This window comes from Streptomyces sp. NPDC034043 (assembly GCF_055575675.1).
Window position 1 is genome coordinate 61,332 of sequence record NZ_JBVISF010000016.1, and the last position, 25,672, is coordinate 87,003.

Below are 25,672 nucleotides of genomic sequence, written 5' to 3' on the forward strand. Positions count from 1 at the left end.
GAGGAGTCGTACCGCATCAGCGTTCGCGCCCGTCTCGGCGCACGCCCCCCAGGCCCCCGCCCGCGACCGGCGTCCCCGGGCCGCGCGCGGGGTCCCGGGCCCGCTGGGCCCCGGGGGGTTCACCGCCCGGCCAGGGCCTACGCGTCGGGGCGGACCACTGCCTTGATCGGCATCGAGCCCGCGCCCGCCATGGTCACCGTGCGCCCCGGGCGCGGGGCGTGGACCATCGCGCCGTCGCCGACGTACATGCCGACGTGGCTCGCGTCGTCGAAGTAGATGATCAGGTCCCCGGGGCGCATGTCCTTCAGCGCGACCTTCGGCAGCAGCCGCAGCTGCTCCTGCGAGGTGCGCGGGATGCCCCGCCCCGCCGCCAGCCAGGCCTGCGAGGTCAGGCCGGAGCAGTCGAAGGAGTCCGGCCCCGTCGCGCCCCAGACGTACGGCTTGCCCATCTGCGCGGTGGCCCACTGCACGGCCCGCTTGCCCGCGTCCGTCGCGGCGCCGTTGACGTCCTTCATCGCGCCCGAGGACAGCCATGCCGTCTGCGCCTTGTACTGCGCTTCCTGTTCCAGCTGGATCAGCCGGGCCTTCTCCTCGGCCTCCAGCCTGTTCTCCAGGGCCTCCGCCGTCTTGATCTTCTCCTCGATCTGCTTCTTGGCGGCTTCCTTCTTGGCCCTGTTGTCCTCCATCTTCTGCCAGAGCGCACCCGCCTCCTTGGCGTACCGCTCCAAGTCGGTCTGAGTGCGGTTCAGTTCGGACAGCAGGTCCGTGGTGGCCTTCTCGCCCTGCCGCAACCGGCCCGTCCCGTCGAGGAAGTCGGCCGGGGTGTCGCTCAACGCCAGCCGTGCGCCCGGCGGCAGTCCGCCCGAGCGGTACTGGGCGCGGGCGGCGGCGCCGGCGCGGTCCTTCAGGGAGGAGATCCGGTCCTGGCCCGCCACCACCAGGTTGGCGACCTGGACGATCCGCTCGGACTGCGCCTTGGTCTCGCTCTCCGCGAGGTTGTACGCGTCGGTCGCGCTGCCGGCCTGGCGGTACAGGTCCTCGATCTCCTTGCGGACCTGCTCCAGGGACTTGGCGCCCGGCTCGGGCGCCGGGGCCGCCGGTGCGGCGGGGGCCGACGGGGCCGAGGGCGCGCCCGGAGCCGCGTACGCGGTGGTGGCGAGGCCCGGGGCCGCCAGTATCGCCATGGCGCACAGCAGCGTGAGAGCGGACACTCCCTGCCGACGCGACGACGCTCGCTTCACGGTCCCCATGGCTCCCCCAGGCGCCCCGTGTCAGACCGATGTCACCGGACGGCCGTCGGCCGTGGCCGACGGCCGACGGCCGAAGGCGGACTGCCGACTGCCGACTGCCGGAGAACGGCACGAATCGGGCCGGACCGGACCGGACATCAGATCTGACTATCCATCAGTAACTTGGCACTGTCTCCGGGATGGTGCCACGACTCGGTGAATTCCAACACCCTCCGGATGCCACTCCGATCATGACCGGCCACCCCCCGACCGTCCCAGCCGACTCAACGGACCGCCTCCGACGCCGGTTCCCCACCGCGCCAGGTTCACCCCGCCGGGCGCAACGCCTCCCAGCGCACCGTCAGTTCCCCCTGCCGCCAGCGCCCCGGACCGTCCGCCAGCGGCCAGTCGGCGGCCAGCGCCCGCGCCGTCCGGATCCACCGCTGCCGCGCCCCGTACGAGGCGTACGGCGCGGCCGCCGCCCACGCCCGGTCGAAGTCGCGCAGGAACGCGTACACCGGCTCACCCGGCACGTTCCGGTGGATCAGCGCCTTCGGCAGCCGTTCCGCCAGGTCCGACGGCCGCTCCAGCGAGCCCAGCCGCGTCGCGAAGGTCACCGTGCGCGGCCCCTCCGGCCCCAGAGCCACCCACACGTGCCGCCGGCCGATCTCGTCACAGGTCCCCTCCACCAGCAGCCCGCCCGGGGCCAGCCGGCCGCAGAGCCGCCGCCACACCTCCGCGACCCGCTCCTCGTCGTACTGGCGCAGTACGTTCGCCGCGCGGATCAGCGCCGGACGCTCCCCGCCCTCCAGCGGCACCTCGAAGCCCCCGTGCCGGAAGCTCAGCCCCTCCCGTTCGTACGGCTTCGCCCCCGCCACCCGCGCCGGTTCGATCTCGATGCCGACCACCCGCACCCCGGGAGCCGCCTCCCGCAGCCGCGCCAGCAGCTCCACCGCCGTCCACGGCGCGGCCCCGTACCCCAGGTCCACCGCCACCGGCGCGTCCGCCCGCCGCAGCGCGGCCCCGTGCGCGGCGGCGATCCAGCGGTCCATGCGGCGCAGCCGGTTCGGGTTCGTCGTCCCGCGCGTCACGGTGCCCTCGGGGCGCTTCGGGGACGGCGGAGTGCTGCGGGAGACCATGCGCCGAGCGTATGCGGAGGGCACGGTCAAGATAAAAATCCGGCAAACGGACAGGAACTTCCGGGCTCCCGGAATGCGGCGGACCGCCGTCCGGGTTGCACTCCTTGCAGGGCGCCGACCGCGCTCCCGCAGCCATGCCGCCCCACCGGCGCTGCCGACCCGCCCGCCAGAGCGGGGCGCAGCGGACCGTCCGCCGCCGTCCGAGCGAGAGGAACTGCTCCCTTGAGCCAGTACGTGTCCCGTCTCGGCGGCAGCATCAGCGGCCGCATCGCCGCCGCCCGCGGCGTCCGTCCCGACGCCCCGCGCCTGCGCCTGCCCGCCGTCGGCCACCACCGCAAGCCCCGCCGCGTGGCCATGCTCAGCGTGCACACCTCACCGCTGCACCAGCCCGGCACGGGCGACGCCGGCGGGATGAACGTCTACATCGTCGAGCTCGCCAAGCGCCTCGCCGCGATCAACATAGAGGTCGAGGTGTTCACCCGCGCCACCACCGGCGGCCTGCCGCCCGTGGTCGAGCTCGCGCCCGGGGTCCTCGTACGGCACGTGGACGCGGGCCCCTACGAAGGCCTCGCCAAGGAGGAGCTGCCCGCGCAGCTGTGCGCCTTCACCCACGGCGTCATGCAGGCCTGGGCCGGCCACCGTCCCGGCTACTACGACCTGGTGCACTCCCACTACTGGCTGTCCGGCCACGTCGGCTGGCTCGCCGCCGAACGCTGGGGCGTACCGCTGGTGCACGCCATGCACACCATGGCCAAGGTCAAGAACGCCGCCCTCGCCGAGGGCGACACCCCCGAGCCCGCGGCCCGCGTCATCGGCGAGACGCAGATCGTCGCCGCCGCCGACCGGCTCATCGCGAACACCGCCGAAGAGGCCGAGGAGCTCGTACGGCACTACGACGCCGACCCGGGCAAGGTCGCCGTCGTCCACCCCGGCGTCAACCTCGACCGTTTCACCCCCGGCGACGGCCGCGCCGCCGCCCGCGCCCGCCTCGGCCTGCCGCAGGACGCCGTGATCCCGCTGTTCGCGGGCCGCATCCAGCCCCTGAAGGCCCCCGACGTCCTGCTGCGGGCCGTCGCCGAGCTGGTCGACCGCGACCCGTCACTGCGCGGGCGCCTCTTCGTCCCCGTCGTCGGCGGCCCGAGCGGCAGCGGCCTCGCCAAGCCCGAGGGGCTGCAGAAGCTCGCCGCGAAGCTCGGCATCGCCGACCTCGTCCACTTCCACCCGCCCGTGGCCCAGGACCGGCTCGCCGACTGGTTCCGCGCCGCGTCCGTGCTGGTCATGCCGTCCTACAACGAGTCCTTCGGCCTCGTCGCCATCGAAGCGCAGGCCGCCGGTACGCCGGTCCTCGCCGCCGAGGTCGGCGGCCTGCCCGTCGCCGTCAACGACGGGGTGACGGGGATCCTCGTACCCGGACACGACCCGGTGGACTACGCCCGCGAGCTGCGGCGCTTCGTCGACGACCCCGGGCTCGCCGACCGCATGGGCGCCGAGGCGGCGCGGCACGCGCAGTTCTTCGGCTGGGACACCGCCGCCAGCGGCACCGCCGACGTGTACACCGCGGCCATGCACGATCACCGCCGTCGCGTACGCTCCCACCATGGCTGACACCGCCGCGATCATCGAGTCCACGCTGGCCGGCGCCGGGCTGAGCTGGGAGAGCCCCGAGCCGGGCTCGTACGTCGTCCAGCTGCCCGGCACCCGCAAGCTGAGCACCACCTGCTCCCTGCGGATCGGCCGGCACTCCCTGTCGGTCAACGCCTTCGTCATCCGCCACCCCGACGAGAACGAGGCCGGGGTCCACCGCTGGCTGCTGGAGCGCAACCTCAAGCTGTACGGGATGGCGTACGCGGTCGACCCGCTCGGCGACGTCTACCTCACGGCCCGGCTCCCGCTGACGGTCATCACCCCGGACGACCTCGACCGCCTCCTGGGCACCGTCCTGGAGGCGGCGGACGGCGCCTTCAACACCCTGCTGGAGCTGGGCTTCGCGAGCGCGATCCGGCGCGAGTACGAATGGCGCGTCTCGCGCGGCGAGTCGACCCGCAACCTGGACGCCTTCAAACACCTGACCCAGCCGTCCCCGTCCTGACGCCTCCCCGCATGCGCGGTGCGGTGCGGCGCGGTGCGGCGGCCCGGGCCTCCGGCCGCGGGGCGGGGCCGACGGGTGTATGCGGGTACGGGCGCGGGTGCCGCTGCGCGGGGCCGTCCCCTACCCGCCCTTCCACCGTTCCCGCCTCGGACGCCGGCGCGGCTACGACACGGCGATTGCGCCCCCGCGCCTGGACCGCCGACGGGGCGGGAGCGCACCCCGGCCCGGGCCGGCTCGCTGAGCCCGCCAGGTCGGGCGATCGAGCCCCGGGGCCACCTCCCTGCGGGTACCCGGAGGAGCCCGACCGCAGCCGGGACGCCCGAAGGGCGGGCAGAACCCGGCCGCGCGCACGGCCCGAGCCCCCTCACCAGCGGCCCGGCGCCCCCGCCTCCGGGCGGCTACGCGGCCCGGCGCCCCCGCCTCCCGGCAGCTACGCCCTGCCCGCGGGCTCCGCCACCGCGGGCGCGGCCCCCGTCCCGGCGGCCCGGCCTTCGGCGACGGCACCGTGCCGGCGGGCTTCGCCCCGGCAGGTGCCGCCGGCGCGGCGGCGCCAAGACCCGCCGAGGGGTCCGGGCGTAGTCCGGCAAACGCCGGAAGGGCGGGTAGGGACCAGCCCTGCACGACCGGCCCGGCCGCGTTCCCCGGCGCCCGCCTTCCGGCGCCCGCCTTCCGGCGCCCGCCTTCCGGCGCCCGCCTTCCGGCGCCCGCCTTCCGGCGCCCGCCTTCCGGCGGCTACGCCTCGGAGGCGGCCACCAGCGGGCCGGCGGGCTGCGCCACCGCAGGTGTCGTCGGCGCGGCGGCGGCAGAGGCCGCGCCCCCGCCCGCAGCCGCGTGCCCGCCTGAACCCCCGTCCCCCTTGGAAAGCCCCCGCATCAGCAGCCAGTACCCGGCCGCCGCCACCGTCCCCAGTGCGCCCGTGGCCGCCCACAGCCACCCCGCCCCGTACCGGTCGATCACGAAACCGGCCATCAGCGGAGCCACCAGCGCCGCCACCGCCCACGACATCGTGTACATCCCCTGGTAGCGCCCCCGCCCGTGCTTCGGCGACAGCCGCACCACCAGCTCCATCTGCGTCGGCGAGTTCACGATCTCCGCCAGCGTCCACACGCACACCGTCAGCGCGTACGCCCACAGCGGGCCCGCGAAGGCCGTCATCGCGAACCCGTACCCCGCCAGCAGCGCCGAGACCACCAGCAGCCGGCGCGGGTCGCGGTGCTCGATCCACCGCGTCACCGGGATCTGGAGGAGCACGATCAGCAGCCCGTTCACCGCGACGACCAGCCCGTAGTCCCCGGGCGAGAAGCCCGCCCGGCCCATCGCCACCGGCAGGCCCACCGAACCCTGCGTGAAGATCAGCGAGATCACGAACGACAGCCCGACCACCGCCATGAACCGGCCGTCCCGCAGCACCGTCCCCAGCCCGATCTCCGGCCCCGCGTCCGCCGCCGCGCCGATGCCCGCGTCCTTGACCGGGCGCGACTCCGGCAGCTTCACGAACACCAGCACCGCGCACAGCAGCGTCAGCGCCGCCTCGCCCAGGAAGCCGGCCAGGTAGCTGTACTCCGCCACCACGCCCGCCACCACCGAGCTGATCCCGAAGCCCAGGTTGATCGCCCAGTAGTTCAGCGCGAAGGCGCGCACCCGGTCCCGTTCCGGGACGATGTCCGCCATCATCGCGGAGACCGCCGGCCGCGAGGCGTTCGAGGCCATCCCGACCAGCCCCGCCACCGCCGCGATCGCCGCCGGATGCTCCATGAACCCGAGCAGCGCCACCGACAGCCCCGTCGACACGTTCGCCACCAGCATCGTGGGCCGCCGCCCCAGCCGGTCGGTCATGACGCCCGCCACCAGCGAGGAGATCACCCCGCCCAGCCCGTGCAGGGCGACCACGAGCCCCGCGAAGGAGGCCGAGTAGCCCCGGTCCAGGGTCAGGTACAAGGTCATGAACGTCGCGACGAAGGCCCCGAGCCGGTTCACCAGCGTGCTGGCCCACAGCCACCAGAACGCGGGCGGCAGACCCGAGACGCTCTCCCTGGCGGCCCGTGCCCAACGGGCAGCTGACATATGGATTCCCCCGATGATGTAAGTACCACTTGAACCACTGGCACATTACGAACGGGGTCCGCCGGAGTCCACTGAATTGACGCCGCCAGTCAATCGGAGGCCGCCTCAGGAGCCCCCGGGACCGCGCGCGGGCGCCCCGCGGCGTCCACTAGGCTCGTACGCATGGCCGACGCACCGTACAAGCTGATCCTCCTCCGCCACGGCGAGAGCGAATGGAACGCGAAGAACCTGTTCACCGGCTGGGTGGACGTCAACCTCAACGAAAAGGGCGAGAAGGAGGCGGTCCGCGGCGGTGAGCTGCTCAAGGACGCCGGCCTGCTCCCCGATGTCGTGCACACCTCCCTCCAGAAGCGCGCGATCCGCACCGCGCAGCTGGCCCTGGAGGCCGCCGACCGCCACTGGATCCCCGTCCACCGCTCCTGGCGCCTGAACGAGCGCCACTACGGCGCCCTCCAGGGCAAGGACAAGGCCCAGACGCTCGCCGAGTTCGGCGAGGAGCAGTTCATGCTGTGGCGCCGCTCCTACGACACCCCGCCGCCGGCCCTCGAGGACGGCACGGAGTTCTCCCAGTCCGACGACCCGCGCTACGCCTCGATCCCGCCGGAGCTCCGCCCGCGCACCGAGTGCCTCAAGGACGTCGTCGTCCGCATGCTGCCGTACTGGTACGACTCGATCGTCCCGGACCTCCTCGACGGCCACACCGTCCTGGTCGCCGCCCACGGCAACAGCCTCCGCGCCCTGGTCAAGCACCTGGACGGCATCTCCGACGCCGACATCGCGGGCCTGAACATCCCCACCGGCATCCCGCTCTCCTACGAGCTCGACGCCGACTTCAAGCCCCTCAACCCGGGCGGCACCTACCTCGACCCGGCCGCCGCGGCGGCCGCCATCGAGGCCGTCAAGAACCAGGGCAAGAAGTAGTACCGACGCGCACAACGGTGAGGGCCCCGTCCGGGTCGGACGGGGCCCTCATGGCTGGGTGGCCGGGTCAGCCGCCGCACTGGCACGGGGCGCCGGACTGGCAGCCGCAGCCGCAGCCCGAGCCGCAGCCGCAGGCCGCGAGCAGCGGGAGGCGCAGCGGCTCCGGACGGGGCGGCTGCTCCTGTTCCGGGGTGATGGGGACAGGGCTTTCGGGCATGGTGCCTCCTCGCAGGCGGCGTACGGGAAGTCGTGGTGCCTTCGCCTCATTCATGCCCAGCCGTACGGGCGCGTCAACGGCGCATTGGGGCGTGCCGCGCGGAGGGGCTCAGGCGCCCTCGGCCGGCGTCGGGTGCTGGAGCTCGTCCGCGTGCTCGCCCGTCACCAGGTACACCACGCGCTTCGCCACCGACACGGCGTGGTCCGCGAACCGCTCGTAGTAGCGGCCCAGCAGGGTCACGTCGACGGCCGTCTCGATGCCGTGCTTCCAACGGTCGTCCATCAGGTGCTGGAAGAGCGTGCGGTGGAGCTGGTCCATCTCGTCGTCGTCCTGCTCCAGCTGGAGCGCGAGGTCCACGTCCTTCGTGATGATGACCTCGGCCGCCTTCGCCATCAGGCGCTGCGCCAGCTGGCCCATCTCCAGGATCGTCGCGTGCAGGTCGCGGGGGACCGCCGTCTCCGGGAACCGCAGCCGCGCCAGCTTCGCCACGTGCTGCGCCAGGTCGCCGGAGCGCTCCAGGTCGGCGCTCATCCGCAGCGAGGTGACGACGATCCGCAGGTCGGTCGCGACCGGCTGCTGCCGGGCCAGCAGCGCGATGGCGCGCGCCTCCAGGTCGTGCTGGAGGTCGTCCACCTTCTGGTCGGCGGCGATGACGCTCTCCGCGAGCTTCAGGTCGGCGTCCAGCATGGAGGTCGTGGCCCGCCCGATCGCGGAACCGACGAGCCGGGCCATCTCGACCAGGCTTTCTCCGATCGAGTCCAGTTCCTCGTGGTACGCGTCGCGCATGGTGTCCCTCTCTTGCCTGCTTGCCTGCTCGCCACTCTCGTGAGGACCGTTCGGCCCCACGTTGACACGTTCGGACGCGAACGCGTCCGACTCCGGCACCGCAAGTGAATCAGCCCCGTCGTCAGGGTGAACTCTGGGCGACGACTGTTCGAGGTGCCACCCGGACGGCTGTGGAAGTGTCCCCGGGCCTGCTTAACCTGGATCCATGGACGTGAACGCGGCGGTCGCCGCAGCTGCGGCGATCGCCGGTCTCTGCACCGGTGTCATCGCCATGCTGGCGTTCCGCTGGAGCGAGCGCGACCAGGCCCGCCCCACCCGGAGCTCCATGCGCCCCGACATCAACGCGGTGCTCCCGCCCGGAGTGGACACGGTCCTCTCCGTGCTCCGCTCCTCCGCCGTCGTCCTCGACGAGGGCGACGCGGTGGTCAAGGCCAGCTCGGCCGCGTACGCGCTCGGACTGGTCCGCGGCGGCAAGCTGGCCGTGGAGCCCATGCTCCACATGGCCCGCGACACCCGCCGGGACGGCGAGATACGCCAGATCGAGCTCGACCTGCCCCGGCGCGGCACCGGCCGCGGCGAGGCCCTCGCGGTCTCGGCCCGGGTCGCCCCGCTGGGCTCCCGCCTGGTGCTGCTGCTGGTCGAGGACCTCACCGAGGCCCGCCGCATCGAAGCGGTGCGCCGCGACTTCGTCGCGAACGTCTCGCACGAGCTGAAGACCCCGGTCGGCGCGATCTCCCTGCTCTCCGAGGCGGTCATGGACGCCGCCGACGACCCCGAAGCGGTCAGCCGCTTCGCGGGCCGCATGCAGATCGAGGCCACCCGCCTGATCAACCTCGTCCAGGAGCTCATCGACCTCTCCCGGGTGCAGAACGACGACCCGCTGGAGGACGCCGAGCCCGTACGGGTGGACACGCTGGTGGCGGAGGCCATCGACCGGTGCCGCCACACGGCCACCTCCAAGCAGATCACCATGGCCGCCGGCGGCACCGCCGACCTGCGCGTCTGGGGCAACCGCGGCCAGCTGGCCGCCGCCCTCGGGAACCTGGTGGAGAACGCCGTCAACTACAGCCCCGCCCGCACCCGCGTCGGCATCGCGGCGCGCCGGGTGACCGCGCCGGGCGGAGACTTGATCGAGATAGCCGTGACCGACCAGGGCATAGGCATCCCGGAGAAGGACCGCGAGCGCATCTTCGAGCGCTTCTACCGCGTCGACCCGGCCCGCTCCCGCGCCACGGGAGGCACCGGGCTGGGCCTCGCGATCGTGAAGCACGTGGCGGCCTCGCACGGCGGGGAGGTGTCGGTATGGAGCTCCGAGGGCCAGGGCTCCACGTTCACCCTGCGGCTCCCCGAGGCGGCCGCGCCGGCCCCGGCGACCGCCCCCGAGCCCGCCAGACCCCAGCTTGACCCAGAACCAGTCATCCCTGCCCCGGAGGTCCTTCCGTGACCCGAGTGCTCGTCGTCGAGGATGAGGAATCCTTCAGCGACGCCCTGTCCTACATGCTGCGCAAGGAGGGTTTCGAGGTAGCCATCGCCGCGACGGGGCCCGACGGGCTCGACGAGTTCGAGCGCAACGGCGCCGATCTCGTCCTCCTCGACCTGATGCTGCCCGGCCTGCCGGGCACCGAGGTGTGCCGGCAGCTGCGCGGTCGCTCCAACGTCCCCGTGATCATGGTGACCGCCAAGGACAGCGAGATCGACAAGGTCGTGGGTCTGGAGATAGGAGCCGACGACTACGTCACCAAGCCCTTCTCCTCCCGGGAGCTGGTCGCCCGCATCCGCGCGGTCCTGCGCCGCCGGGGCGAGCCGGAGGAGGTGACGCCGGCGGCCCTGGAGGCGGGTCCCGTGCGGATGGACGTGGACCGGCACGTGGTCACCGTCGCCGGGGCCAAGGTCGACCTGCCGCTGAAGGAGTTCGACCTGCTGGAGATGCTCCTGCGCAACGCGGGACGCGTCCTGACGCGCATGCAGCTGATCGACCGGGTCTGGGGCGCGGACTACGTCGGCGACACCAAGACCCTGGACGTCCACGTCAAGCGGCTCCGCGCCAAGATCGAGCCGGACCCGGGGGCGCCGCGCTACCTGGTCACGGTCCGCGGCCTGGGCTACAAGTTCGAGCCGTAGGCCGCCCGACGAACCCGGAGGTCCGTGACACCGGGAAGTACACCCGGGAAGCGCACGGGGGAGTACATGGGGAAGGGCCCCGGCCGCATCGCGGCCGGGGCCCTTCCCCATGTACGGGTACGGCGCCCGCTCGGGCGCTCAGGCGCTCAGTGGCCGGCGCTGCGCGACGGCGAGGCGGACGCGGAGCCCGCGGCGCCCGACGGCGTGGAACCGGCGGCCGGGGAGCCCGACGCGGCCGGGGAACCCGACGCGGCCGGGGAGCCCGACACGCCCGGGGAGGCCGAGCCCGAGGGGCTGCCCGACGGGACGGGGCCGGGCGCGGCGGCGGGGGCCTCGGTCGGGCCGTAGCCGGCGTACATGCCGGTGGCCGGGACGACGAACGCGCCCAGCTCCACGTCGCCCGCGGTGCTCAGCTGGAAGACGACGTCCTGCACGTTGCCGTTCTGGACGGCCTCGCGGCCGCCCTCGATGACGGCGGAGGCGTTGCCCTTGCCGCCCAGCACCACGGAGCCGCCGGCGGGCACGGTGATCTTGCCGGAGCCCTCGGCCGCCTTCAGGACCACCTTGGACTTGCCACCCTTGAGGGTGATCCCGTCCAGGGTCTGGGCCTTGGTGCCGGAGTTGAAGACGGTCGCCGAGACGGCGGCCGGACCCTTCTTGTCCTTCTCGCCCTTGGTGATCACCAGGGCGTTCTGGATCTTGATGTCGCCCTTGGTGACGGCGGCGTTGTCCGGCTTGATCTGGAGAGACTGCGCATCGTTGCCCGCGCCGCACGCGGCGAGCGAGGCAAGGGAGAACACGACGGCGGTAGCGGCGAGAGCGCCGCGTCGAAGGCTGCGGCTCACGGCGGCGGCAACTCCTTGGACGTACGGACGGGACGGGTGGGGGCTCGGAGCGGCCGAGGTAAAGCCGCCCTAAGGGTGTGTCAGCGCGCTTAGGTTACCGAGCCGCCGCCCCGCCCCCGCACCCGACCCTCCGCAGCGTGCGCACCGCGCCGCACCCGTCCCGCGATCTTGCATTCCGCTATCCGGCCGCGGGCCCCCGTGTGATCAATTCCGGGATTCCCTCGAACGCGGCTCCGTGATCAATTCCAGATTGGGCCGGAACCCACTGCGTACGGGTGGCCGCCAGTCGAACGGAGTACTTCGGTTTCCGGTCCAGGAATCCGGCAAAACGGGACGTACGTCACACTCATGGCCGCGTCCGCCAGGTGTAACGTGGTCGTTTCGCCCGGTCCGCACAGCGCCTCCGACCTGCGAATACCCCCTTCCAGAAGCCTTTCGCAGCACGTTCGTGTCGCTGTTGTCAAGCCCCGAGATGTGCCCTGACCTGCGAAAACGCCATTCATAACAGTCAGTTCTCGTGTTACCCTGGATAGCCACGGAAGGGGTACCTGTCACATGACGTTCAAGGTTGGCGACACCGTGGTCTATCCCCATCACGGGGCCGCGCTGATCGAGGCCATCGAAACTCGCCAGATCAAAGGCGTGGACAAGACCTACTTGGTGCTCAAGGTCGCCCAGGGCGACCTGACGGTTCGTGTGCCTGCGGACAATGCAGAGTTCGTCGGCGTTCGCGACGTAGTCGGCCAGGACGGGCTGGACCGGGTCTTCGAGGTGCTCCGCGCACCGTACGCAGAAGAGCCCACGAACTGGTCCCGTCGTTACAAGGCGAATCTGGAGAAGCTCGCCTCTGGCGATGTCATCAAGGTCGCCGAAGTAGTGCGCGACCTGTGGCGTCGTGAGCGTGAGCGCGGTCTCTCCGCTGGTGAGAAGCGCATGCTCGCCAAGGCGCGGCAGATTTTGGTGAGCGAGCTCGCGCTCGCCGAGAACACCAACGAGGACAAGGCCGAGGCCCTCCTCGACGAGGTTCTTGCGTCCTGACGCTCGAACCGGCCACAGTGTGCCGCGGTGCCCGATGACCCGCCCTCTCTTCGCGAGAGGGCTGTTGCCGGGCGCTGCGGCATGTCTGCACCCCAACGCTGTTCACCGGCGCCGCCCACCGGCGCCGCCCACCGGCGCCGCCCACGCACCAGCGCCACCACGCGCGGCGGTGCACCCCCGCGCATCCACCCACACCCGTGGGTCACTCCGTCGTACCCAGCGTGTGCCCACCCGCACGCTCCTGTACCGGCGTGCCGGGTCCGGGCAGCCGGCTCGACCGGTCGTCACGGAAGGGGCGAGGGCGTCGCACCCGGCACTCCCGCGGACCAGCGCCGGGGGCACGCCCAAGGCCATACCCATGTCGGCCGAAGTCACAAACCTGGCTCGGAGCTACTGATGTCTGACGAATCCCGCCCCCACCGCACCGCCGCGGTGATCCCGGCCGCAGGCCGCGGGGTACGCCTCGGCCCGGGCGCCCCCAAGGCCCTGCGGGCCCTCGGCGGGACCCCGATGCTGATCCACGCCGTCCGCGCCATGGCCCGCTCCCGCGCGGTCGCCCTGGTCGTGGTCGTCGCCCCGCCCGACGGGGCCCCCGAGGTGCGCCACCTCCTGGACGAGCACGCCCTGCCCGACCGCACCGAGGTCCTGGTCGTGCCCGGCGGCGAGACCCGCCAGGAGTCCGTGCGGGCCGGCCTGGCCGCCCTCCCGGCCGACATCACCTCCGTACTGATCCACGACGCGGCCCGCCCCCTGGTCCCCGTCGACACCGTGGACTCCGTCGTCGAGGCCGTCCGCGCCGGAGCCCCCGCCGTGGTCCCCGCGCTGCCCCTGGCCGACACCGTCAAGGAGGTCGACCCCCGGGGGCCCGGCGAGCCCGAGCCGGTCGTCGCCACGCCCGAGCGGGCCCGGCTGCGCGCCGTGCAGACCCCGCAGGGCTTCGACCTCGCCACGCTGCTGCGCGCGCACGAGGCCATCGCCGTCAGCGGCGAGGGCGCCACCGACGACGCCGGCATGGTGGAGCGCACCGGGGTCACCGTCGTGACCGTCCCCGGCCACGAAGAGGCCTTCAAGGTCACCCGCCCGCTCGACATGGTCCTCGCCGAGGCCGTACTCGCCCGCAGGAGGGCCACCGATGTCTACTGACCTGCCCCTGATCCCCCTCGTCGGCATCGGCACCGACGTGCACGCCTTCGAGGCCGGCCGTGAGCTGTGGTGCGCCGGGCTGCTGTGGGAGGGCGAGGACGGCCTCGCCGGCCACTCCGACGGCGACGTCGCCGCCCACGCCGCCTGCGACGCCCTCTTCTCCGCCGCCGGTGCCGGCGACCTCGGCGCGCACTTCGGCACCTCCCGCCCCGAGTGGTCCGGCGCCGCCGGGGTCACCCTCCTGGCGGAGGCCGCCCGGATCGTCCGGGCCGAGGGCTTCGAGATCGGCAACATCGCGATCCAGGTGATCGGCGTACGCCCGAAGATCGGCAAGCGGCGCGAGGAAGCGCAGAAGGCGCTCGCGGCGGCGGCGGGCGCCCCCGTCTCCGTCTCCGGCACCACCACCGACGGACTCGGCCTCACCGGCCGCGCCGAAGGGCTGGCCGCCATCGCCACCGCCCTCGTCTACCGGACGAACCGGGGCTGAGTACGACGTACGGCCGACGTACGGCCGCCCCGCGGGCCGTCGGCGATGTCACCTCTTCGGCAACAAACCGTCCGGGCGCCCTCAAACGGTCGCGGGGCACTGCCGCAGGCGCACTACCCTGGATGCCGTGACTATTCGCCTGTACGACACCAGCGCCCGGCAGATCCGCGACTTCACCCCGCTCGTCCCGGGCTGCGTCTCGATCTACCTCTGCGGTGCCACCGTGCAGGCGGCACCGCACATCGGGCACATCCGGTCCTACCTGAACTTCGACGTCATGCGCCGCTGGTTCGCGTACCGCGGCTACGACGTCACGTTCATCCGCAACGTCACCGACATCGACGACAAGATCATCGCGAAGTCGGCCGAGCAGAGCCGCCCCTGGTGGTCCATCGGCTACGACAACGAGCTGGCCTTCAACACCGGCTACGACGCCCTCGGCTGCCTGCGGCCGACGTACGAGCCGCGCGCCACCGGCCACGTCCCCGAGATGATCGAGATGATGCGCGGCCTCATCGAGCGCGGCCACGCGTACGAGTCGGAGGGCAACGTCTACTTCGACGTGCGGTCCTTCCCGGGCTACCTCGCGCTCTCCAACCAGGAGCTCGACAACCTCCAGCAGCCCTCCGGCGCGGGCGAGACCGGCAAGCGCGACCCCCGCGACTTCGCGATGTGGAAGTCCGCCAAGCCCGGCGAGCCGTCCTGGGAGACCCCCTGGGGCCGCGGCCGTCCGGGCTGGCACCTGGAGTGCTCCGCCATGGCGCACAAGTACCTGGGGGAGGCCTTCGACATCCACGGTGGCGGCCTGGACCTGATCTTCCCGCACCACGAGAACGAGATCGCCCAGGCCAAGGCCTTCGGCGACGAGTTCGCCCGGTACTGGGTGCACAACGCCTGGGTCACCATGTCCGGCGAGAAGATGTCGAAGTCCCTCGGCAACTCCGTCCTCGTCTCCGAGATGGTCAAGCAGTGGCGTCCGATCGTCCTGCGCTACTACCTCGGCACCCCCCACTACCGGTCGATGATCGAGTACAGCGAGGAGGCGCTGCGCGAGGCGGAATCGGCGTTCGCCCGCATCGAGGGCTTCTACCAGCGCGTCACCGAGAAGGCGGGCGGGGCCGTCGAAGCCGCCGCCGAGGTGCCGCCGGCCTTCGCCGAGGCGATGGACGACGACCTGGGCGTCCCGCAGGCGCTCGCGATCGTCCACACCACGGTCCGCCAGGGCAACAGCGCGCTCGCCGCCGACGACAAGGACGCGGCCATCGCCCGCCTGTCCGAGGTGCGCGCCATGCTGGGCGTCCTCGGCCTGGACCCGCTCGACCCCCACTGGGCGGGCGAGTCCGACCGCGGCGAAGACCTGCACGGGGCCGTCGACACCCTCGTACGCCTCGTCCTGGAGCAGCGCGAGTCCGCCCGCGCCCGCAAGGACTGGGCGACCGCCGACGCCATCCGCGACCAGCTCCAGCAGTCGGGTCTGGTCATCGAGGACGGCCCGGCCGGTCCGCGCTGGACGCTCGGCCCGCGCTGATGCCGGGCGCCCCGGTCTGACGCCGGGCGCACCGGCTTGGTGGCCGCCCGGCCGTCCGGGCGGCACACTCTTCATACGTACATATCGCAGCACGAACGAAACAGGTAGAGGTCATGGCCGGTAACAGCCAGCGCAGGAACCGCCGCACGTCCAACAAGAAGGGCGCGACGATCGGCAGCGGTGGCCAGCGGCGCAAGGGCCTGGAGGGCAAGGGCCCCACGCCCAAGGCCGAGGACCGCAAGAAGCACAAGGCGAACCGCATCGCCAACGCCATGGCCCGCCAGGCCGCCAAGCGCCGCCCCGCCCCCCGCCGCGGCGGCCCCAAGGGCACCAGCGAGATGGTCGTCGGCCGCAACCCGGTCTTCGAGGCACTGCGCGACGGCGTCCCCGCCACCACCCTCTACGTCCAGCAGTTCATCGACAACGACGAGCGCGTACGCGACGCCCTCAAGCTCGCCGGCGAGCGCGGCAACATCAACCTGATGGAGGCCCCCCGCCCCGAGCTCGACCGGATGACCAACGGGCTCAACCACCAGGGCCTGGTCCTCCAGGTCCCGCCGTACGAGTACGCGCACCCCGAGGACCTCACGGACGCCGCCCACGACAACGGCGAGGACCCGCTGATCGTCGCCCTCGACGGGGTGACCGACCCGCGCAACCTCGGTGCGATCGTCCGCTCCGTCTCCGCCTTCGGCGGCCACGGCGTGGTCATCCCCGAGCGCCGCGCCGCCGGTATGACCGCCGGAGCCTGGAAGACCTCCGCCGGCACCGCCGCCCGCACCCCGGTCTCCCGCGTCACCAACCTGACCCGGGCCCTCCAGGAGTACAAGAAGGCCGGCATCGCCATCGTCGGTCTGGCCGCCGAGGGCACCCACGAGGTGCAGGAGCTGGACGCCCTCTCCGGTCCGGTCGTCATCGTCGTCGGCTCCGAGGGCAAGGGCCTCGGCCGCCTCGTCGGCGAGAACTGCGACTACCTCGTCCGCATCCCGATGCCCGGCGGCGCCGAGTCCCTCAACGCCGGTGTCGCCGCCGGCGTCGTCCTCTACGAGGCCGCCCGCAAGCGCGCCCAGCGCGGCCGCATCTGACCCGGACGGCCGCCGGCGCTTGATCCACCTGGCCCACGGGACATGACCCGTGAGCGTGTCGCCCCGCCCCTCACGGGCGGGGCGACTTGATCTTGACGGGTCTCGGACAGATCCCTCGTGTCAAGGCAGTGTCCTAAACACCCATCACTCGGTTAGATGAGTGTGGACACCAGAACGTCAGGGTTCGACGACCAGCCCGCGCTGAGCATGGTCAAGGTGCCGTGCGACCCCGCACAGGTCATCGTCAACCACGCCAGCTTCCGCGTGCGGCTCGCACCGAGCCCGAGCGCGCGTTCCAAGCCCGCGAATGCCCCCGGCCGCGCGCCCCTCCTCGGTGCCGCCGCCGTCGCGACCGCCGGAGCCACCCGCCGCCGCGCCCCCGTCGTCTGGAGCGGCAAGTCCGCGCCCGGCGACGCCGCGGCCATGGGAGGGCTCCTCCAGGCGGTGCGCGAAGCCGGCCGCGGCCACGACGACTACGACGGCGGAGCCGCCACCCAGACCATCCCCCGGGTCGACCTGGCACACGACCTGGTCGAGGACACCCTCGCCACCCCCACCGTCATCGGCCAGCGCACCTACGGCGACCCGGACGAGACCCGTCCGCTCGCCGCGGTACGCGACCTGCCGCGCCGGCCCCACCCGCCGTACGGGGGCCACGACGCCCACGACGGCGACTACCCGGGACCCGACGCCGGTCCCGACAGCCGGCGCTCCGCCACCGACGCCCGCGGCCAGGCCTCGTACTACCCGGGCCGCCGCATGAACCTCGGCGTCGTCCTGCTCCCCCTGCGCGTCTTCCTCGGCTTCATCTCCATCTACGCCGGCATGGGCAAACTCTGCGACCCCGTCTACTTCGACGGCGGCGAACGCGGATCCATGGTCACCTGGCTGCAGACCCTGCACCCCTGGGCCCTCGCCGAACCCCTGCGCGACTTCGCGCTCGCCCACCCCGTCGGAGCCGGACTCAGCGTCGCCTTCCTCCAGGTGATCGTCGGCGTGCTGACCGTCTTCGGCCTCTGGCAGCGCTTCGCCGCCTGCATCGGCGCCCTGCTCTCCGCCGCACTCCTCATGACGGTCAGCTGGAAGACCGTCCCCGCCTACGACGCCCCCGACATCATCTACCTCGCCGCCTGGAGCCCGCTGATCATCGCCGGCGCTCCCGTCTACTCCCTCGACGCACGCCTCACCGGCGAGGCGTGGCGCACCCTCGGCCCCCGCTCCGAGATCTGGCGGCTGCGCCGCCGGGTCCTGCGGCGCGGTGCCGTCATGGCCACCGTCGTCTGCGGACTGACCCTGCTCATCGGCTCGCTCCTCGGCGGCGCCGTCCGCTCCTCCACCGTCGTCACCGTCCCCGGCCCCGGCGAGGCCCCCAGCAACTACCTCCCCGGCAGCCCCCTCCCGCAGGCCCCCGCCAAGCAGTCCGCCCCCGGCAGGCAGCCCTCGAAGCAGGCCTCGCCCTCGGCCACCCCCTCCGAGCCCGCCGCCAGGTCCGGCCGCACCGGCAGCAGCGCCCCGAGCCGCGACAGCTCCTCGACCGGCTCCGGAGCGCCCAGCGCCACCAAGACCTCCGGCAGCCAGACCCCGCGCAGCAGCACCCCGAAGCAGTCCAGCCCGCAGCAGCCGCCGGCCACCACCTCGGGGACCCGCAGCGGCTCCGACACCCAGACCAAGAAGCCCGGCCTCGTCGGCGGCCTCCTGGGCTGAGCGACCCCGACCCACCGACCGGAAGGGCCCGGCGCGCGTACGGCGCGCCGGGCCCTTCCGCGTGCCGGAGCACGGGGAGACGTAGCAGTACGGAAACGGCTCAGACGGCGCCCTGCGCCGCCAACTCCCTTGCCGCCTCGGTCAAGTCCTTCGCCGTGTCGATCGCCCGCCAGTAGGCCCCCTGCGGCAGCGTAAAGCCCGCCAGCCGCCGCTCCCGCGCCAGCCGGGGGAACGTCGTCCGCTCGTGGTCCCCCAAGTCGGGGAGCAGGGCGGCGAATTCGGGAGCGAACACGTACACCCCGGCGTTGACCGGGTAGGGCGACGGCGGGGCCTCGATGAAGTCCAGCACCTGCCCGAACTCGTTCGTGTCCACCACCCCCCACGGCATCCGCGGCCGCGCCAGGGCCAGCGTCGCCACCGCCTCCCGCTCCTCGTGGAAGGCCGCCATCTCCCGCAGCGGGAAACGCGTCCACACGTCGCCGTTGGTCGCGTACCAGGCCCGGTCCGGGTGCGGCAGCCGCTTCGCCGCGTGCTTCAGACCGCCCCCGCGCCCCAGCGGCTCCTCCTCGACCACCGTCGTCACCCGCAACGGCAGCGGAGCCCGCGCCAGCCACTCCTGGAGCACCTCCGCCAGGTGCCCGCACGACACCACCGCGTCGGTCACCCCCTCCGCCGCCAGCCAGGCCAACTGGTGCCCGATGATCGGCAGTCCGGTGCCCGGGATCTCCACCATCGGCTTCGGCCGGTCGTCCGTGTACGGCCGCAGCCGCGAACCCTGCCCGCCCGCCAGGACGACCGCCTGGGTGGGACGAGCCGGGAACGCGGCTGCGTCATCGGTGGATTGGAGTGGCGCCGGGGCCGTGTCGGTCATGGCCGCCAGCGTAGGACCGGCCCCCGGCCGGCCCGGGCAGGCACGGCGGGCGGTCAGCCCATCGAGGCGACGCCCGACGCGTACGAGGTGTCGCAGACGGGGCGCGCGTAGGACTGGGCCTTCGTCGGCCCGTAGGCCTCCACGGCGGCCCGCCCCAGGGCCCGCGCGATGCTCACGCAGTGCTCCGCCAGTGACGGACGGCCGTTCACCTCCTGCTGGAGGTGCGTGAGGACGACACCCGGCTGCTCGCCCTGCTGGAGCTCACCGAGGAGCTTGTCGCGCAGCAGCTCGTGCGGCGCGGCCGGCTTCTTCGGGACGGAGACGTCCTCGGCGGAGGCGGTCAGGATCTGGGAGGAGTGATCCGCCCAGGGGACCATGGTGACCGCGAGGGTCCCGGACAGGACCAGGACGACGGGCAGGACCAGGGCGAGGGAACGGCCGATACGGCGGGCAGTGTGGGTCACGAGGGCGAGAGTAGCGCTCGGTGAAGATTTGGCGACATTCAGTCACCCGGTCGGGGGATGGTTCGACGTGGTTTTTCGATTTATGGGTTGACGAGTGCGGCCGAATGGCCCGGTCTGCCGGGGTTCGTGGAGCGCGCCGCCCGCAACTGCCGCGGCGGGGGCGCCCCTTGGTGGAACGCCCCCGCAACTCGGACGGTTACGCCCTACTTCGACAGCCGTGCGCCGGAGGAGGTCGAGAAGACGTGGATCTCGTCGGCGCGCGGCACCACGTGCAGCGACGAGCCCTTCTCGGGCACGTGGCGGCCGTTCACGCGGACCACGATGTCCTGGCCGTCGTGGCTGCCGTAGACGTAGCCGTCGGCGCCCAGTTCCTCGACCACGTTCACGGTGATCGTCAGACCGCCGGTGTCGCCGATGTCGAAGTGCTCGGGGCGCACGCCGACCGTGACGGTGCGGTCGCCCGCGTCGGCGGCGGCGGAGAGCGCGTCGCGCGACACCGGGACGACGCTCTCGCCGAACTTCACGCCGCCGTCGGTGATCGGCACCTCGACCAGGTTCATGGCGGGCGAGCCGATGAACCCGGCGACGAACAGGTTCGCCGGCCGGTCGTACATGTTGCGCGGGGTGTCGACCTGCTGGAGCAGACCGTCCTTGAGGACCGCGACGCGGTCGCCCATCGTCATGGCCTCGACCTGGTCGTGGGTGACGTACACGGTGGTGATGCCGAGGTCGCGCTGGAGCGCCGCGATCTGCGTACGGGTGGACACGCGCAGCTTGGCGTCGAGGTTCGACAGCGGCTCGTCCATGAGGAAGACCTGCGGCTTGCGCACGATGGCCCGGCCCATGGCCACGCGCTGGCGCTGGCCGCCGGAGAGGGCCTTCGGCTTGCGGTCGAGGTACTGGGTGAGGTCCAGCATCTTCGCCGCCTCCTCCACCTTGCGGCGGATGGTGGCCTTGTCCTCGCCGGCGATCTTGAGCGCGAAGCCCATGTTGTCGGCGACGCTCATGTGCGGGTACAGCGCGTAGTTCTGGAACACCATCGCGATGTCCCGGTCCTTGGGCGGCAGGTGCGTGACGTCGCGGTCGCCGATGCGGATGGCGCCGCCGTTGACGTCCTCCAGGCCCGCGAGCATGCGCAGGGAGGTCGACTTGCCGCAGCCGGAGGGGCCGACGAGGACGAGGAACTCGCCGTCCTCGATCTCCAGCTCCAGCTGGTCGACGGCGGGCTTGTCGCCGCCCGGGTAGAGGCGGGTCGCCTTGTCGAAGGTGACAGAAGCCATGGTGGTGAATCCCTTCTACCGGCAGGAACGTGCCGGACGATCCGAGTGGAAGGTCTAGTCCAGTCAGCTGGACTCCGGACGACGCTACCTGGCGGGCACGGCTCCTGTCAGCACTTCTGACGGTCCGGATGGTCCGGCGGGGCCCCGGCCGCTCGGCGCGGAGGGGCCCGGAGTCGGCATGAATGCGATGGCCCGGGGAATCGGGCGCTGTGTAGAGTGATGGCGGCTCCACGCGCAGCGGTCCCGCGGGTGGTGTTGTGCCGCCTTAGCTCAGTTGGCTAGAGCGCTTGACTTGTAATCTTGAGGTCGTCGGTTCGATTCCGACAGGCGGCTCCGCCCCAGGTCAGAGGGGTACCGACCAAGGGGATTCGTACAGAAGCGGAAGGCTCCGGGTGATCACCCGGAGCCTTTTTGCGTGCCGTCAGGCGCGGCCCGAGACGCGGTCGGCGAGGCGGGCCAGGGGGGTCGTCGTCGGGCGCCGGGTGGCCGCTTCGCGGCGGTCCGCCCCGCGGTAGGCGGCGTAGAGGGCGTGGACAGCGAGCCAGCGGAAGGGCTCCGGTTCCCAGCGGCGGACGCGGTGGTGCACCCAGGGCAGGGCCGTCAGCTCGGTGCGGTCGCCGAGGACGAGGTCGCGCAGGGTGCGGCCGGCGAGGTTGGCGGCGGCCACGCCGGATCCGACGTAGCCGCCGGCCCAGCCCAGGCCCGTGGCCGCGTCCAGGGTGACGGTGGCGCACCAGTCGCGGGGGACGCCGAGGACGCCCGACCAGGCGTGGGTGATCTCCGTGCCGGCGAGGACCGGGAAGAAGGAGACCAGGAGGTCGCGCAGCGAGGCGATGGTGGCGGGCTGGGTGCGGCCGTCGTGGTCGGTGCGGGAGCCGAAGCGGTAGGGGACACCGCGGCCGCCGATCGCGATGCGGTCGTCGGCGGTGCGCTGCGCGTACATGTAGGCGTGGGCCATGTCGCCGAGGAGCGGGGCCTCCTGCCAGTTGAGCCGCTCCCAGACCGAGGGCGGCAGGGGCGCCGTGACGATCATCGAGGAGTTCATGGGGAGCCAGGTGCGCCTGTGGCCCTTGAGGGCGGCGGTGAAGCCCTCGGTGCAGCGCAGGACGTACGGGGCGCGGACGGTGCCGTACGGGGTGACGGCGCGGCGGGGGGCGATCTCGGTGACGGGGGTGGACTCGTGGAGGGTGACGCCGAGGCGTTCGCAGGCCGCGGCGAGGCCCCGGACGAGTTTGAGCGGGTGGATGCGGGCGCCGTGGGGGGTCCAGCTGGAGCCGACGGCGTCGGCGACGTCGATACGGGCGCGGGTGGCGGGGGCGTCGTACAGCTCGCGGTCGGTCTCGCCGAAGGAGAGCTCGGCGGTGTGGAACGCCTTGAGCCGGCTGAGCTGGGCGGGGGTGCGGGCGACTTCGAGGACTCCGCCGCGGTGGACGTCGGCGTCGATGTCCTCCTCGGCGGCGACGGCGATGACTTCGGCGACGGTGTCGTTCATGGCGTGCTGGAGGCGGCGGGCGGCGTCGTGGCCGTGGAGGGCGGCGTAGCGGTCGCGGCCGGCGATGCCGTTGTAGAGCCAGCCGCCGTTGCGGCCGGAGGCGCCGTAGCCGCAGAACTTCTGCTCCAGGACGGTGACGCGGAGGCCGGGGGCGGCGCGCTTGAGGTAGTAGGCGGTCCACAGGCCGGTGTAGCCGCCGCCGACGATGACGACGTCCGCGGTGGCGTCGCCGGTGAGGGGGGCGCGGGGTGGCTGGTGGGCGGTGGTGCCGGTCGCGTACCAGAAGGAGATGCCGCCGTTGATCGTCATGGGGGAGTTGGTACCGGGGGCGCCGGAGGGGTGTCCAGGGGGCCGGGTGTCGTGTTTCGGGGGGAACGGCGGACGGGGTGGCCGGTGCGGGGGCGGAGCGGGGGGTGTAGGGGAGGTCCGGGGGAAGGCGGGGGTTTCGGGGGCGCGGGCCGGGGCGCTGTCGGTGCGGTGGGTCACGATGGGGGCATGGCGCGGAACGGGCAGGGAACGCGGGCGGGCCGGGCGACGGTGCGGGCGGCGCGGCTTCCGGAGGTGCGGTTGCCGGAGCTGGCGGTGTGGGAGGGGGGTGCGCTGGAGCCGGACGGGGATTACGACGGGCTGGAGTTCGCGGACCTGGACCTGGCGGGGCAGGACGGGGCCGGGGCGCGGTTCATGGACTGCGCGCTGCGCCGGTGTGGGCTGGACGAGGCCGGTCTGGCGAGGGCGCGGGTGCTGGATTCGGTGCTGGAGCAGGTCCGGGGGGTGGGCACGGACCTGTCGGGGGCTTCGCTGCGGGACGTGGAGCTGGTGGAGGCCCGGCTGGGCGGGGCGCAGTTGCACGGGGCGGTGCTGGAGCGGGTCCTCGTACGGGGCGGGAAGATCGACTACGTGAACCTGCGGACGGCACGGCTCAGGGACGTGGTCTTCGAGGGATGCGTGCTGGTGGAGCCGGACTTCGGAGGTGCGGTGCTGGAGCGGGTGGAGTTCCGGGACTGTGCGGTGCGCGGGGCCGACTTCTCGGGGGCGCGGCTGTCGGAGGTGGATCTGCGGGGTGCGTCGGAGCTGGGGATCGCGCGGGGGGTGGAGGCGCTGGCGGGGGCGGTGATCAGCCCTGGTCAGCTGTTCGAGCTGGCTCCGGCGATGGCGGCGCAGCTGGGGGTGCGGGTGCTGGGGTAGCCGGAGCGCGGCCCGTACGAGGGGGTGCGTACGGGCCGGGCGGGCGGGGCGTCAGCGCTTCTTCGGTTCCTCGGCGTTGCGCCAGACGGTGAGGTCGACCGTGACGTAGTTGCTCGCGTCTTTCCCGTCCGACTTGCCGCGGTACGTCGCCACCGCGATGTGCCCGGCGTCGCTGAGCACGCAGATCTCCGACCCGTCGGTGAGCTGGTCGAGGCTGACCTTCTCGGTGTAGCGGGTCTCGGTGCGGCAGGTCTCCAGGGAGCCCTTCTGCGCGTTGTTCAGGACGACGAGCTTGCCGTTGTCGGTGCCGAGCCTCTTCTCGCCGAACAGGGTGTCGAAGTAGTAGTAGAGGTCCCCGTGGCTGTACGAGACGCCGGAGCTGCCGCCCGAGGTGGGGCGCGGCGGGTTGTCGGCCAGCATGATCTGGTAGTTGGCCGTCATGTTGATGCCCTGGTACGAGGCCGGGGCGGGGTCGGGGCGCTTCTGGTTCTTGTTCTGGGAGGCCCCGGGGCTGGGGGTGGCGCCGCGACTGCCGCCGGTGGCGGCGCTGCTGCCGCCCCTGCTGCCCTTGGAGGAGCCGTCCGGCAGCAGGGAGCCGATGACCGCGAGGCCGATGACCGTGCCGACGATCGTCCCGGCGATGATCAGGCCCTTGCGCCGGGAGTTCTGCGGGGCGGGCGGCGGGAAGCCCGTCTGGGGGAAGCCGGTCTGCGGGAAGCCGGTCTGGTGGAGCGGCGGCGGCGTGTGGTAGCCGGGGGCGAACCCGGGCTGCGGCGCGGGGTACCCGGGCGGCGGCGTGTGGTACCCGGGCGCCGGGGCCGGGTAGCCGGGGGGCGGGGTCTGGTACCCGGGGGCCGGGGTCGGGTAGCCGGGCGGTACGGCGCCCGGTGCCGTCGCCGGGGTGGCCGGCGCGGCCTGCGTCGGCGCGTACGCCACGCCCGGGGGCACGGCCGGGGCCGCGGGCGGCGGGGGCGGCGCGGAGAGCTCGGTCGGGGTGGGCGCGGCGGCGGGCTGCGGCGGCGGGGTCCTGGCCGGTTCGGGCAGCTGGAGCCGTTCGGTGATGGAACCGGCGACGGCCTTGGGGAGCCAGTCCTCGCCCTGGCGCAGCGGGTCGGGCGAGAGGCCGTGGCACATCTCGATGACCTCGGTGAGGCTGGGCCGGGCGGCGGGGTCGCGGCTCAGGCAGCGGGTCACCAGGGGCCTCAGCTCCGCCGGCAGGGCGCTGAGGTCGGGGTCCTCGTGCACGATCCGGTACAGGACGGCGTGCGAGTTCCCGTCGCCGTAGACCGGCGCGCCGATCGCCGCGAAGGCGATGATCTGGCCGAGGGCGAAGATGTCGGTGGCGGCGGTGACCGCTCCGGCGGAGGCCTGCTCGGGCGCCATGAACGCGGGCGTGCCGACGCTGACGCCGCTGCTGGTCAGGGCGGTGGCGTCGGCCGCGCGGGCGATGCCGAAGTCGATCACGCGGGGGCCGTCGGAGGCGAGGAGCACGTTCGCCGGCTTCAGGTCGCGGTGGACGATGCCCGCGCCGTGGATGACGTGCAGGGCCTCGGCGACCCCGATGGCCAGCAGCAGGACGCTGCGCAGCGGCAGCCGTCCGTGCCGGGTCACGGCGTGCGCGAGGGAGGGGCCCGGTACGTAGGAGGTGGCGAGCCAGGGCTGCGCGCCCTCGGTGTCGAAGTCGATGACGGGCGCGGTGTACAGGCCCTGCACCCGCTGGGCGGCCCGTACTTCCTGCTGGAAACGCCGCCGGAACTCCGGATCCTCGCTGAACTCGGGCCGGATCACCTTGAGGGCGACGGGCCGTCCGCCGAGGGTGTAGGAGAGGTACACCTTGCCCATGCCGCCCGCGCCCAGCACGGCCACGAGCCGGTAACCGCCCACCGTGGCCGGGTCCTCCGGCCTGAGCGGCTGGAAGAGCTCGGCTGAAGGCGCACCGCTACCACTCATGAAAAACCGTCCCCTATCGGGCAGTTCACAGCCT

At 73.0% G+C, this 25,672-nt stretch carries 23 protein-coding genes and 1 tRNA gene; 13 read left to right on the plus strand and 11 right to left on the minus strand.

The genetic code is table 11. From position 1 onward, the window contains the following. Positions 1 to 137: 137 nt before the first annotated feature. On the minus strand, positions 138 to 1,250 hold the full coding sequence (locus tag ACZ51S_RS29515; RefSeq protein ID WP_468962471.1) for a C40 family peptidase: 1,113 nt from the start codon (positions 1,248 to 1,250) through the stop codon (positions 138 to 140). A 305-nt stretch (positions 1,251 to 1,555) separates the two neighbouring features. Beyond that, positions 1,556 to 2,368 carry a class I SAM-dependent methyltransferase gene (locus ACZ51S_RS29520; RefSeq protein WP_468479205.1) on the minus strand — a complete coding sequence of 271 codons (813 nt, stop codon included), beginning with the start codon at positions 2,366 to 2,368 and terminating at the stop codon, positions 1,556 to 1,558. A gap of 222 nt (positions 2,369 to 2,590) precedes the next feature. Between ACZ51S_RS29520 and mshA the strand changes: the two genes are divergently transcribed. Together mshA and ACZ51S_RS29530 are read left to right on the plus strand one after the other, a co-directional pair. Next, a complete protein-coding gene (mshA, locus tag ACZ51S_RS29525) occupies positions 2,591 to 3,973 on the plus strand; it encodes a D-inositol-3-phosphate glycosyltransferase (protein ID WP_468479204.1) in 1,383 nt (460 codons plus the stop codon). Continuing rightward, a complete protein-coding gene (locus tag ACZ51S_RS29530) occupies positions 3,966 to 4,457 on the plus strand; it encodes a type III secretion system chaperone family protein (RefSeq protein WP_388942466.1) in 492 nt (163 codons plus the stop codon). Before mshA ends, ACZ51S_RS29530 begins: the two co-directional genes overlap by 8 nt. Positions 4,458 to 5,189: 732 nt before the next feature. Here the strand turns inward: ACZ51S_RS29530 and ACZ51S_RS29535 are convergent. After that, a complete protein-coding gene (locus ACZ51S_RS29535; RefSeq protein WP_468962473.1) occupies positions 5,190 to 6,521 on the minus strand; it encodes an MDR family MFS transporter in 1,332 nt (443 codons plus the stop codon). A 162-nt stretch (positions 6,522 to 6,683) separates the two neighbouring features. On the opposite strand from ACZ51S_RS29535, the gene ACZ51S_RS29540 reads away from it, so the two are divergent. After that, positions 6,684 to 7,442 carry a phosphoglyceromutase gene (locus ACZ51S_RS29540; protein ID WP_388942461.1) on the plus strand — a complete coding sequence of 253 codons (759 nt, stop codon included), beginning with the start codon at positions 6,684 to 6,686 and terminating at the stop codon, positions 7,440 to 7,442. 67 nt (positions 7,443 to 7,509) lie between these two features. Here the strand turns inward: ACZ51S_RS29540 and ACZ51S_RS29545 are convergent, their stop codons facing one another. Beyond that, entirely contained in the window at positions 7,510 to 7,659 is a 150-nt protein-coding gene (locus ACZ51S_RS29545) for a hypothetical protein (RefSeq protein WP_351889844.1), read from the minus strand. Between the two features lie 108 nt (positions 7,660 to 7,767). Continuing rightward, positions 7,768 to 8,445 carry a phosphate signaling complex protein PhoU gene (gene phoU / locus ACZ51S_RS29550; RefSeq protein ID WP_388942457.1) on the minus strand — a complete coding sequence of 226 codons (678 nt, stop codon included), beginning with the start codon at positions 8,443 to 8,445 and terminating at the stop codon, positions 7,768 to 7,770. Between the two features lie 205 nt (positions 8,446 to 8,650). Here phoU and phoR point away from each other — a divergent pair, with 205 nt between their 5' ends. Continuing rightward, positions 8,651 to 9,889: a two-component system sensor histidine kinase PhoR gene (gene phoR / locus ACZ51S_RS29555; protein ID WP_468479202.1), complete on the plus strand. Its 1,239-nt coding sequence runs from the start codon at positions 8,651 to 8,653 to the stop codon at positions 9,887 to 9,889. Between the two features lie 5 nt (positions 9,890 to 9,894). Beyond that, positions 9,895 to 10,566: a two-component system response regulator PhoP gene (gene phoP, locus ACZ51S_RS29560; RefSeq protein ID WP_466527820.1), complete on the plus strand. Its 672-nt coding sequence runs from the start codon at positions 9,895 to 9,897 to the stop codon at positions 10,564 to 10,566. 146 nt (positions 10,567 to 10,712) lie between these two features. Here the strand turns inward: phoP and ACZ51S_RS29565 are convergent, their stop codons facing one another. Then, on the minus strand, positions 10,713 to 11,411 hold the full coding sequence (locus ACZ51S_RS29565) for a DUF461 domain-containing protein (RefSeq protein ID WP_468479201.1): 699 nt from the start codon (positions 11,409 to 11,411) through the stop codon (positions 10,713 to 10,715). A 555-nt stretch (positions 11,412 to 11,966) separates the two neighbouring features. Here ACZ51S_RS29565 and ACZ51S_RS29570 point away from each other — a divergent pair. The 6 genes from ACZ51S_RS29570 to ACZ51S_RS29595 all read left to right on the plus strand — a co-directional run bounded on the left by ACZ51S_RS29570 (position 11,967) and on the right by ACZ51S_RS29595 (position 18,396). Continuing rightward, positions 11,967 to 12,449 carry a CarD family transcriptional regulator gene (locus ACZ51S_RS29570; protein WP_003953493.1) on the plus strand — a complete coding sequence of 161 codons (483 nt, stop codon included), beginning with the start codon at positions 11,967 to 11,969 and terminating at the stop codon, positions 12,447 to 12,449. 396 nt (positions 12,450 to 12,845) lie between these two features. Next, entirely contained in the window at positions 12,846 to 13,592 is a 747-nt protein-coding gene (gene ispD, locus ACZ51S_RS29575; RefSeq protein ID WP_468804436.1) for a 2-C-methyl-D-erythritol 4-phosphate cytidylyltransferase, read from the plus strand. Continuing rightward, the gene (ispF, locus tag ACZ51S_RS29580; RefSeq protein ID WP_468479199.1) at positions 13,582 to 14,079 is read left to right on the plus strand and encodes a 2-C-methyl-D-erythritol 2,4-cyclodiphosphate synthase; all 498 of its coding nucleotides are present in this window, start codon (positions 13,582 to 13,584) and stop codon (positions 14,077 to 14,079) included. Before ispD ends, ispF begins: the two co-directional genes overlap by 11 nt. Before the next feature lie 127 nt (positions 14,080 to 14,206). Continuing rightward, positions 14,207 to 15,607: a cysteine--tRNA ligase gene (gene cysS / locus ACZ51S_RS29585; RefSeq protein WP_468479198.1), complete on the plus strand. Its 1,401-nt coding sequence runs from the start codon at positions 14,207 to 14,209 to the stop codon at positions 15,605 to 15,607. Positions 15,608 to 15,720: 113 nt separating this feature from the next. Next, positions 15,721 to 16,692: a 23S rRNA (guanosine(2251)-2'-O)-methyltransferase RlmB gene (gene rlmB / locus ACZ51S_RS29590; protein ID WP_388942439.1), complete on the plus strand. Its 972-nt coding sequence runs from the start codon at positions 15,721 to 15,723 to the stop codon at positions 16,690 to 16,692. A gap of 156 nt (positions 16,693 to 16,848) precedes the next feature. Next, positions 16,849 to 18,396 (plus strand): DoxX family membrane protein, encoded by a 1,548-nt coding sequence (locus ACZ51S_RS29595; RefSeq protein WP_468804439.1) that lies wholly within the window; start codon positions 16,849 to 16,851, stop codon positions 18,394 to 18,396. Positions 18,397 to 18,496: 100 nt separating this feature from the next. Here the strand turns inward: ACZ51S_RS29595 and ACZ51S_RS29600 are convergent, their stop codons facing one another. The 3 genes from ACZ51S_RS29600 to ACZ51S_RS29610 all read right to left on the minus strand — a co-directional run bounded on the left by ACZ51S_RS29600 (position 18,497) and on the right by ACZ51S_RS29610 (position 21,011). Next, positions 18,497 to 19,267, minus strand: a complete 771-nt coding sequence (locus ACZ51S_RS29600) for a nucleotidyltransferase family protein (RefSeq protein WP_468962476.1) — start codon at positions 19,265 to 19,267, stop codon at positions 18,497 to 18,499. A 53-nt stretch (positions 19,268 to 19,320) separates the two neighbouring features. Further along, positions 19,321 to 19,731: a hypothetical protein gene (locus ACZ51S_RS29605; protein ID WP_468479196.1), complete on the minus strand. Its 411-nt coding sequence runs from the start codon at positions 19,729 to 19,731 to the stop codon at positions 19,321 to 19,323. A 203-nt stretch (positions 19,732 to 19,934) separates the two neighbouring features. Further along, positions 19,935 to 21,011 (minus strand): ABC transporter ATP-binding protein, encoded by a 1,077-nt coding sequence (locus tag ACZ51S_RS29610; protein ID WP_388942427.1) that lies wholly within the window; start codon positions 21,009 to 21,011, stop codon positions 19,935 to 19,937. Positions 21,012 to 21,270: 259 nt separating this feature from the next. Here ACZ51S_RS29610 and ACZ51S_RS29615 point away from each other — a divergent pair. Next, positions 21,271 to 21,344 (plus strand) — tRNA-Thr (locus ACZ51S_RS29615). Positions 21,345 to 21,432: 88 nt separating this feature from the next. On the opposite strand, the gene ACZ51S_RS29620 is transcribed toward ACZ51S_RS29615, so the two are convergent. Next, positions 21,433 to 22,812 carry an NAD(P)/FAD-dependent oxidoreductase gene (locus ACZ51S_RS29620; protein WP_468962478.1) on the minus strand — a complete coding sequence of 460 codons (1,380 nt, stop codon included), beginning with the start codon at positions 22,810 to 22,812 and terminating at the stop codon, positions 21,433 to 21,435. 186 nt (positions 22,813 to 22,998) lie between these two features. Here ACZ51S_RS29620 and ACZ51S_RS29625 point away from each other — a divergent pair, with 186 nt between their 5' ends. Beyond that, entirely contained in the window at positions 22,999 to 23,688 is a 690-nt protein-coding gene (locus ACZ51S_RS29625) for a pentapeptide repeat-containing protein (protein ID WP_468479194.1), read from the plus strand. A gap of 51 nt (positions 23,689 to 23,739) precedes the next feature. Here the strand turns inward: ACZ51S_RS29625 and ACZ51S_RS29630 are convergent, their stop codons facing one another. Beyond that, on the minus strand, positions 23,740 to 25,638 hold the full coding sequence (locus tag ACZ51S_RS29630) for a serine/threonine-protein kinase (RefSeq protein ID WP_468479193.1): 1,899 nt from the start codon (positions 25,636 to 25,638) through the stop codon (positions 23,740 to 23,742). Positions 25,639 to 25,672 lie beyond the last annotated feature (34 nt).